General features: G+C 48.0%; 8 protein-coding genes. All 8 read right to left on the minus strand.

The genetic code is table 11. From position 1 onward, the window contains the following. Positions 1–36: 36 nt before the first annotated feature. A complete protein-coding gene (rpoB, locus tag E6C74_RS20460; protein ID WP_136487894.1) occupies positions 37–4,065 on the minus strand; it encodes a DNA-directed RNA polymerase subunit beta in 4,029 nt (1,342 codons plus the stop codon). Positions 4,066–4,295: 230 nt separating this feature from the next. After that, complete coding sequence (gene rplL, locus E6C74_RS20465; protein ID WP_136487895.1) at positions 4,296–4,664, minus strand: 50S ribosomal protein L7/L12; 369 nt, start codon at positions 4,662–4,664, stop codon at positions 4,296–4,298. A 59-nt stretch (positions 4,665–4,723) separates the two neighbouring features. Beyond that, the gene (gene rplJ / locus E6C74_RS20470) at positions 4,724–5,218 is read right to left on the minus strand and encodes a 50S ribosomal protein L10 (RefSeq protein WP_136487896.1); all 495 of its coding nucleotides are present in this window, start codon (positions 5,216–5,218) and stop codon (positions 4,724–4,726) included. Positions 5,219–5,508: 290 nt separating this feature from the next. Continuing rightward, positions 5,509–6,210, minus strand: coding sequence for a 50S ribosomal protein L1 (gene rplA / locus E6C74_RS20475; RefSeq protein ID WP_136487897.1), 702 nt, complete (start codon positions 6,208–6,210; stop codon positions 5,509–5,511). A 4-nt stretch (positions 6,211–6,214) separates the two neighbouring features. After that, complete coding sequence (rplK, locus tag E6C74_RS20480; RefSeq protein ID WP_136487898.1) at positions 6,215–6,643, minus strand: 50S ribosomal protein L11; 429 nt, start codon at positions 6,641–6,643, stop codon at positions 6,215–6,217. Between the two features lie 157 nt (positions 6,644–6,800). After that, positions 6,801–7,349, minus strand: a complete 549-nt coding sequence (gene nusG / locus E6C74_RS20485) for a transcription termination/antitermination protein NusG (RefSeq protein ID WP_004728254.1) — start codon at positions 7,347–7,349, stop codon at positions 6,801–6,803. Between the two features lie 12 nt (positions 7,350–7,361). Then, positions 7,362–7,742, minus strand: a complete 381-nt coding sequence (secE, locus tag E6C74_RS20490) for a preprotein translocase subunit SecE (RefSeq protein ID WP_136487899.1) — start codon at positions 7,740–7,742, stop codon at positions 7,362–7,364. Between the two features lie 243 nt (positions 7,743–7,985). Beyond that, the coding region (locus E6C74_RS20495; RefSeq protein ID WP_206208454.1) for an elongation factor Tu at positions 7,986–8,212 on the minus strand (227 nt) is incomplete at its 5' end.

Here is an 8,212-nt window from a genome sequence, read left to right on the forward strand (position 1 = left end):
AACCGGTTAGGTTCCCCATGCGGGGAACCTTAAGGTTTACTCTTCGTCTTCTAGCTCGATGTTGATACCCAGCGAGCGAATCTCTTTCAACAGTACGTTGAACGATTCTGGCATACCAGGTTCCATCGAGTGGTTTCCGTCGACGATGTTCTTATACATCTTCGTACGGCCGTTAACGTCATCCGACTTAACGGTTAGCATTTCTTGCAGGGTGTAAGCCGCACCGTATGCTTCCAGTGCCCATACTTCCATCTCACCGAAACGCTGACCACCGAACTGAGCTTTACCACCCAGCGGTTGCTGAGTAACCAGGCTGTAAGAACCGGTTGAACGAGCGTGCATCTTGTCATCAACCAGGTGGTTCAGTTTCAGCATGTACATGTAACCAACCGTTACAGGACGCTCAAACGCATCACCAGTACGACCATCAAACAGAGTCAGCTGGCCAGATTCTGGCAGATCACCCAGTTTCAGCAGTTCTTTGATCGATGCTTCGTTCGCACCGTCGAAGACTGGAGTCGCAATTGGCAGACCACTACGCAGGTTATTAACCAGCGTACGCACTTCGTCATCAGACAGCGCAGCAATATCGACAACCTGACGGGTATTACCCAGATCGTAAACCTTCTGCAGGAACTCACGCTGTTTAGCCAGCTCTTGTTGTTCCTTCAGCATCTGGTTGATCTTGTCACCGATACCTTTCGCAGCCAGACCTAAGTGAACTTCCAGGATCTGACCGATGTTCATACGCGATGGTACACCCAGCGGGTTCAGTACGATGTCAACAGGCTGACCTTTTTCATCGTATGGCATGTCTTCAACAGGGTTAATCTTAGAGATTACACCTTTGTTACCGTGACGACCCGCCATCTTATCACCCGGTTGGATGCGACGTTTCACTGCCAGGTACACTTTAACGATCTTCAGAACGCCAGGTGCAAGGTCATCACCTTGGGTGATCTTGCGACGCTTGGTTTCGAATTTCTTGTCGAAGTCAGCTTTCAGCTCGTCGTACTGTTCAGCCAGCTGTTCCAGCTGAGTTTGCAGTTCGTCGTTTTCCAGTGTCTGTTCCAGCCACTGTTTGCGCTCGATAGAATCCAGCTTCGCTTCGCTGTAACCACCGGCCAGCAGCAGTGAACGAACACGAGCCAGCAGACCGCCTTCCAGGATCTGGAATTCTTCGGTCAGGTCTTTCTTCGCTTCTTTCAGCTGCATCTGTTCGATTTCAAGCGCACGCTTGTCTTTCTCTACACCATCGCGAGTGAAGACTTGTACGTCGATAACCGTACCTGCAACCGAGTTAGGTACACGCAGAGAAGTATCTTTAACGTCAGACGCTTTTTCACCGAAGATTGCACGCAGCAGTTTCTCTTCAGGGGTCAGCTGAGTTTCACCTTTTGGTGTTACTTTACCAACCAGGATGTCGCCACCCTTCACTTCAGCACCGATGTAAACGATACCTGACTCATCCAGCTTAGACAGCGCTGCTTCACCTACGTTTGGAATATCCGCAGTGATCTCTTCCGCACCCAGCTTGGTATCACGCGCCACACAAGACAGCTCTTGAATGTGGATTGTGGTAAAGCGGTCGTCTTGAACAACACGCTCAGATACCAGGATCGAGTCCTCAAAGTTGTAACCGTTCCAAGGCATGAATGCGATACGCATGTTCTGGCCTAGTGCCAGTTCGCCAAGGTCAGTCGAAGGACCGTCTGCCAGTACGTCACCGCGAGCCACAGGTTCACCCGGCATCACACATGGACGCTGGTTGATACACGTGTTCTGGTTCGAACGGGTGTACTTAGTCAGGTTGTAGATGTCGATACCCGCTTCGCCAGGGATCAACTCTTCTTCGTTCACTTTAACCACGATACGAGAAGCATCTACAGACTGGATCATACCGCCACGTTTAGCGACTGCAGTTACACCTGAGTCTACCGCTACGTTACGTTCAATACCGGTACCAACCAGAGGCTTTTCAGCTTTCAGAGTCGGTACTGCCTGACGTTGCATGTTCGCACCCATCAATGCACGGTTCGCATCATCGTGTTCCAGGAATGGAATCAGCGATGCCGCGATCGATACAACCTGGTTGGTCGCAACGTCCATGTAGTTGATGTGTTCACGTGGGTGAAGACCAGATTCACCTTTCTGACGAGCAGTGATCAGCTCATCAGCAAAGCTAGATTCGTCAGTCAGTTTCGCGTTCGCCTGAGCGATAACGAATTGACCTTCTTCGATAGCAGACAGGTAATCCACTTCATCCGTTACGATGCCGTCAACCACACGACGGTATGGGGTTTCCAGGAAACCGTACTCGTTGCAGCGTGCGAACGCAGACAGCGAGTTGATCAGACCGATGTTTGGACCTTCAGGCGTTTCGATAGGACACAGACGACCGTAGTGGGTCACGTGTACGTCTCGAACTTCAAAACCAGCACGCTCACGAGTCAGACCACCAGGACCCAGAGCAGAAATACGACGTTTGTGCGTAACTTCTGACAGCGGGTTGTTCTGATCCATAAACTGAGACAGCTGTGAAGAACCAAAGAATTCTTTAACAGCAGCAGAAATAGGTTTCGCGTTGATCAGATCTTGTGGCATCACGTTGTCCAGATCGCCCAGGCTCAGACGTTCTTTCACTGCGCGTTCTACACGTACAAGACCAACACGGAATTGGTTCTCTGCCATTTCGCCTACTGAACGGATACGACGGTTGCCAAGGTGGTCGATATCGTCCACTTCGCCTTTACCGTTACGGATCGAGATCAGTTTCTTCATCACTTCGATGATGTCTGTTTCATCAAGAGTGCCTTGCTCACCGGCGTCTGCACGCTCGATAGAGCTGTTGAACTTCATACGGCCTACAGTAGACAGGTCGTAGCGTTCTTCAGAGAAGAATAGGCTTTCAAACAGGGCTTCAGCCGCTTCTTTCGTTGGCGGCTCGCCAGGGCGCATCATGCGGTAGATTTCTACCAGCGCCGAAATACGGTCAGTCGTGCTGTCGATACGCAGCGTTTCAGACATGAACGGACCGTGGTCTAGATCGTTCGTAAACAGAACTTCTAGCTTTTTGTAACCGGCTTGTGACAGGTTCGCCAGCGACTCCAGGCTGATTTCCTGGTTCGCACTCACGATAACTTCGCCCGTGGCTTCGTTGATGTACTCTTTCGAAGACACTTTACCTACGATGTACTCAACCGGTACTTCGATAAAGGTCACGCCATCTTTTTCAAGTTGACGGATATGGCGAGCCGTTACGCGGCGGCCTTTTTCCACATACACTTTGCCATCAGCTTCGATGTCGAACGACGCAGTTTCACCGCGCAGACGCTCTGGAACCAGCTCCATTTTCAGAGTCTGATCCTGAACTTCGAAGTTAATTTTCTCAAAGAATAGGTCTAGGATTTCTTCTGACGTCTTACCCAGCGCACGCAGAATGATCGAGGCTGGTAGTTTACGACGACGGTCAATACGAACGTACAGGTTGTCCTTCGGATCGAACTCGAAATCCAACCATGAACCGCGGTAAGGAATAACACGCGCGTTGTATAGAACTTTACCAGAAGAGTGGGTCTTACCCTTATCGCTGTCGAAGAACACGCCTGGGCTTCGGTGCAGCTGGGATACGATAACCCTCTCGGTACCATTGATTACGAAGGTACCATTCTCTGTCATGAGTGGAATTTCACCCATGTAGACTTCTTGTTCTTTAATATCTTTGACAGTACCTGCTGGCGCGTCTTTATCAAAAATCACCAGGCGCAGTTTTACGCGCAGTGGTTTTGAATAAGTTACACCACGGATTTGACATTCTTTAACGTCAAAAACTGGCTCACCAAGACGGTAGCTAACGTATTGCAGCTCTGAATTGCCGTTATAGCTCTGGATAGGAAATACAGAACGAAAAGCGGCTTCAAGTCCGTATTGTCCTTCAGGATCCTGTTCGATAAATTTTTCGAACGAATCGAGCTGGATCGATAGCAGGTATGGAATGTCCAAAACTTGTGGACGAGTACCAAAGTCCTTACGGATGCGCTTTTTCTCGGTATAAGAGTAAACCATGGGGTTCCTCAGCTCGCTGATAAGTGACCCAAACTGTCTGCATCAAAGAAGACAGTGACTAAATAGCTGTTTACTGTAGTGACGTCTCATTACGAAAGAATGAGGCGTTTTTTGCATGGATATGAAACGCTTAAACAGCGGGAAAATTCGCTCATACCCTACAGCGCAAAAAGGCCGGTGGTCAATAAACCACCAGCCATTAGCCTTACGGCTAAGAAATTAAGTAATTATTACTTAACTTCAACAGTTGCACCAGCTTCTTCAAGCTCTTTCTTCAGTGCTTCAGCTTCGTCTTTAGAAACTGCTTCTTTCAGAGGTGCTGGAGCACCGTCAACTAGAGCTTTAGCTTCTTTCAGACCTAGGCCAGTTGCGCCACGTACTGCTTTGATAACAGCAACTTTGTTTGCGCCAGCAGCAGTCAGAACAACGTCGAATTCAGTTTGCTCAGCAGCAGCTTCGCCTGCAGCAGCACCGCCAGCTACAACAGCAGCAGCAGCAGTAACACCGAATTTTTCTTCCATTGCAGTGATCAGTTCAACAACTTGCATTACAGACATTTCTGCAACTGCGTCTAGGATTTGCTCGTTAGTAATAGACATAACAATTCTCTTTTAAGTCAACAATAAGTTTATTTAGCAACCAGTAAAAAGCAAGGCTATTAAGCCGCTTCTGCTTCTTTTTGGTCGCGGACAGCAGCGATAGTGCGAACCAGCTTGCCAGCAGAAGCTTCTTTCATGCACATCATCAGACGTGCAATTGCTTCGTCGTAAGTTGGTAGCGTCGCTAGTACTTCAACGTCAGTAACTGCGCCTTCATATGCAGCCGCTTTGATCTCGAATTCTTTGTTCTCTTTAGCGAAGTCTTTGAAAAGACGCGCTGCAGCACCTGGGTGCTCGTTAGAGAAACCGATCAAAGTAGGACCTACGAATACGTCTTGAAGACATTCGTAAGCTGTGCCTTCTACTGCACGACGTGCAAGTGTGTTACGAACAACTTTCAGGTAAACACCAGCTTCACGAGCTTGTTTACGCAGAGTTGTCATCGCAGCAACTTGTACACCACGAGAGTCAGCTACAACTGCAGAAAGTGCACCACTGGCCGCTTCGTTGACTTCAGCGACAATTGCTTTTTTGTCTTGAAGATTTAAAGCCATCTTGGATTACTCCTGGTTGTTGTTACACCACTCACTATTATCACAACAGTGAGAGCTTAATAGGTGCATTCCCAGAAGAAAGGTAACTAATAAAATTAGAGCTTTCTGTCAGTTCGGGCACCATCTACGTAGGTTGCATTAAGTTATCTTTCGATAACGCCTACGGTCTTGGACGGAGACTGGGTCTTAATTCACACTGAATTCCGAAGAATTCAAAGAACCAAAGTTCAGCCCCAACCACAAATATTAGGCGCGAAATTATACACTAATTTCGCACCTAAGCAAATGCATTATGCTTGAGTGTTCAGGCTAGCCTGATCAACTGCAACACCAGCACCCATAGTAGTAGAGATGCTTACTTTCTTCAGGAAAGCGCCTTTCGCTGAAGAAGGTTTTGCTTTCTTAAGCGCAACCAGCAGAGCTTCTAGGTTCTCTTGCAGTTGGTTGCCTTCGAAAGACACCTTACCGATAGTGGTGTGGATGATGCCGTTCTTGTCGTTACGGTAACGAACCTGACCAGCTTTTGCGTTCTTAACCGCTTCAGCAACGTTAGGAGTTACAGTACCAACTTTAGGGTTTGGCATCAGGCCGCGTGGACCAAGGATAGTACCCAGTTGACCTACAACGCGCATTGCATCTGGAGATGCGATAACTACGTCGAAGTTCATCTCGCCTTTCTTAACTTGGTCAGCAAGCTCTTCCATACCTACCAGGTCAGCGCCAGCTTCTTTAGCAGCTTCAGCGTTTGCACCTTGAGTAAATACAGCAACACGTACTTCACGACCAGTACCGTGTGGCAGTACAGTTGCACCGCGAACGTTTTGGTCAGATTTACGAGCGTCGATGCCCAGGTTAACAGCAACGTCAACAGATTCTACGAATTTTGCAGTCGCCAGTTCTTTCAGAAGAGCAACCGCTTCGTTGATTTCGTACTCTTTAGTTACATCCACTTTTTCGCGGATAGTACGCATGCGCTTAGTTAGTTTTGCCATTATATTAACCCTCTACCACTAGGCCCATTGAACGAGCAGTACCCGCGATAGAACGCTTCATTGCTTCAACATCAGCACCAGTCATGTCAGCAGCTTTAGTTTCTGCGATTTCTTGGATTTGAGCGTCAGTAATGGTACCCACTTTTTCAGTGTTTGGACGACCAGAACCAGACTTGATGCCTGCTGCTTTCTTCAGAAGAACTGCTGCAGGTGGAGTCTTAGTTTCGAACGTGAAAGAACGGTCGCTGTATACAGTGATAACAACTGGGATTGGTAGACCTTTCTCAACAGATTCTGTTTTTGCGTTGAACGCTTTACAGAATTCCATGATGTTCACACCACGTTGACCTAGAGCAGGACCAACTGGTGGACTTGGGTTAGCCATACCCGCTGCAACTTGCAGCTTGATATAAGCTTCAACTTTCTTAGCCATGATATTTCCTAAATTATGGGTTCAAACGCTAACCAATCGATCAGCTCCCCGTTTACTGTCTTAATTCTACCGGCCTTTAAAACAGTTAAAGACCAATAAAAAGGCGCGAAATTATAGTCAGATTTCGCGCCTTAAACAAGCCTGTAAAGGTGTTTTTTTAATCAAGTTTCTCAACTTGACCAAATTCAAGCTCAACGGGTGTTGCACGACCGAAGATCGATACAGACACTTTCAGGCGGCTCTTCTCGTAATCCACTTCTTCAACAGTACCGTTGAAGTCAGCAAATGGACCTTCGTTAACACGTACCACTTCACCGGCTTCGAACATGGTCTTAGGACGCGGCGCTTCGCTCGCTTTCTCCAGACGGTTCAGAATCGCATCCGCTTCTTTATCAGTGATAGGTGCTGGACGATCAGAGGTACCACCAATGAAGCCCATCACACGAGGAACACTACGAACCAGGTGCCATGATTCATCATTCATGATCATTTGCACCAGCACATAGCCAGGGAAGAATTTACGCTCGCTCTTGCGGCGTTGACCCGCGCGCATCTCAACAACTTCTTCAGTTGGAACCAGAACTTCGCCGAACAGCTCTTCCATGCTATGCATTTTGATATGTTCGCGTAGCGACTGAGCGACACGACCTTCAAACCCTGAGAAGGCTTGAACTACATACCAGCGTTTTTTTGGAGCTTCACTCATGTATTAAACCCTCTATACTCCGGTTGCAAAGGCAACAAGACGAACCATAATGCCGTCAATGCCCCAAAGCACCAGAGCCATTACTATACTTACAGCTAACACGATCAACGTGGTTTGCATCGATTCCTGACGCGTTGGCCAGACAACCTTGCGAACTTCCATACGCGACTCGCGTGCAAAAATAATCGCAGCTTTACCTTTTGCGGTGGTCGCTGCTACGCCAAGCGCAGCTGCAATCAGCACAATCACACCTGCAGCGCGAATCACTACAGACAATTCACCATACAGGTAATTACCCACAACAGCAGCGGCCAGCAGAACAAAAGTGACTAGCCACTTAAACGTATCTGCAGCACTTGAGCTATCAGGAGTCTCAGCATTGTTTGCTTTCATAAACCAACCTGTCACAAGTCTTACTATAGACGACAACCGCCCCGCTGTTGCAGGGCAAATCCATTCAAAAAACACATCACGTGTTGATTGAGCGCTCAGACCAAGCACTTAGTCTTAGTCCCAGAATTCCTTGCTCGTGATCGACTAATAAATCGACACAAAAAGATACAGCGCAGAAAAAGGGCATCAAATGATGCCCTCTTTACTACTGTGTAGTCAAATCATTCTTCACTAATCGAAAGATTAAGCAAAGATTTTCGCTACAACACCAGCACCTACTGTACGGCCGCCTTCACGAATCGCGAAACGTAGACCTTCGTCCATCGCGATTGGAGCGATCAGGTCAACAATCATCTTGATGTTGTCGCCTGGCATTACCATTTCTACGCCTTCTGGCAGCTCGATGTTACCAGTTACGTCAGTTGTACGGAAGTAGAACTGTGGACGGTAGCCTTTGAAGAATGGAGTGT

The organism is Vibrio sp. H11 (assembly GCF_004804295.1).
Lineage (GTDB): Bacteria > Pseudomonadota > Gammaproteobacteria > Enterobacterales > Vibrionaceae > Vibrio > Vibrio ostreae.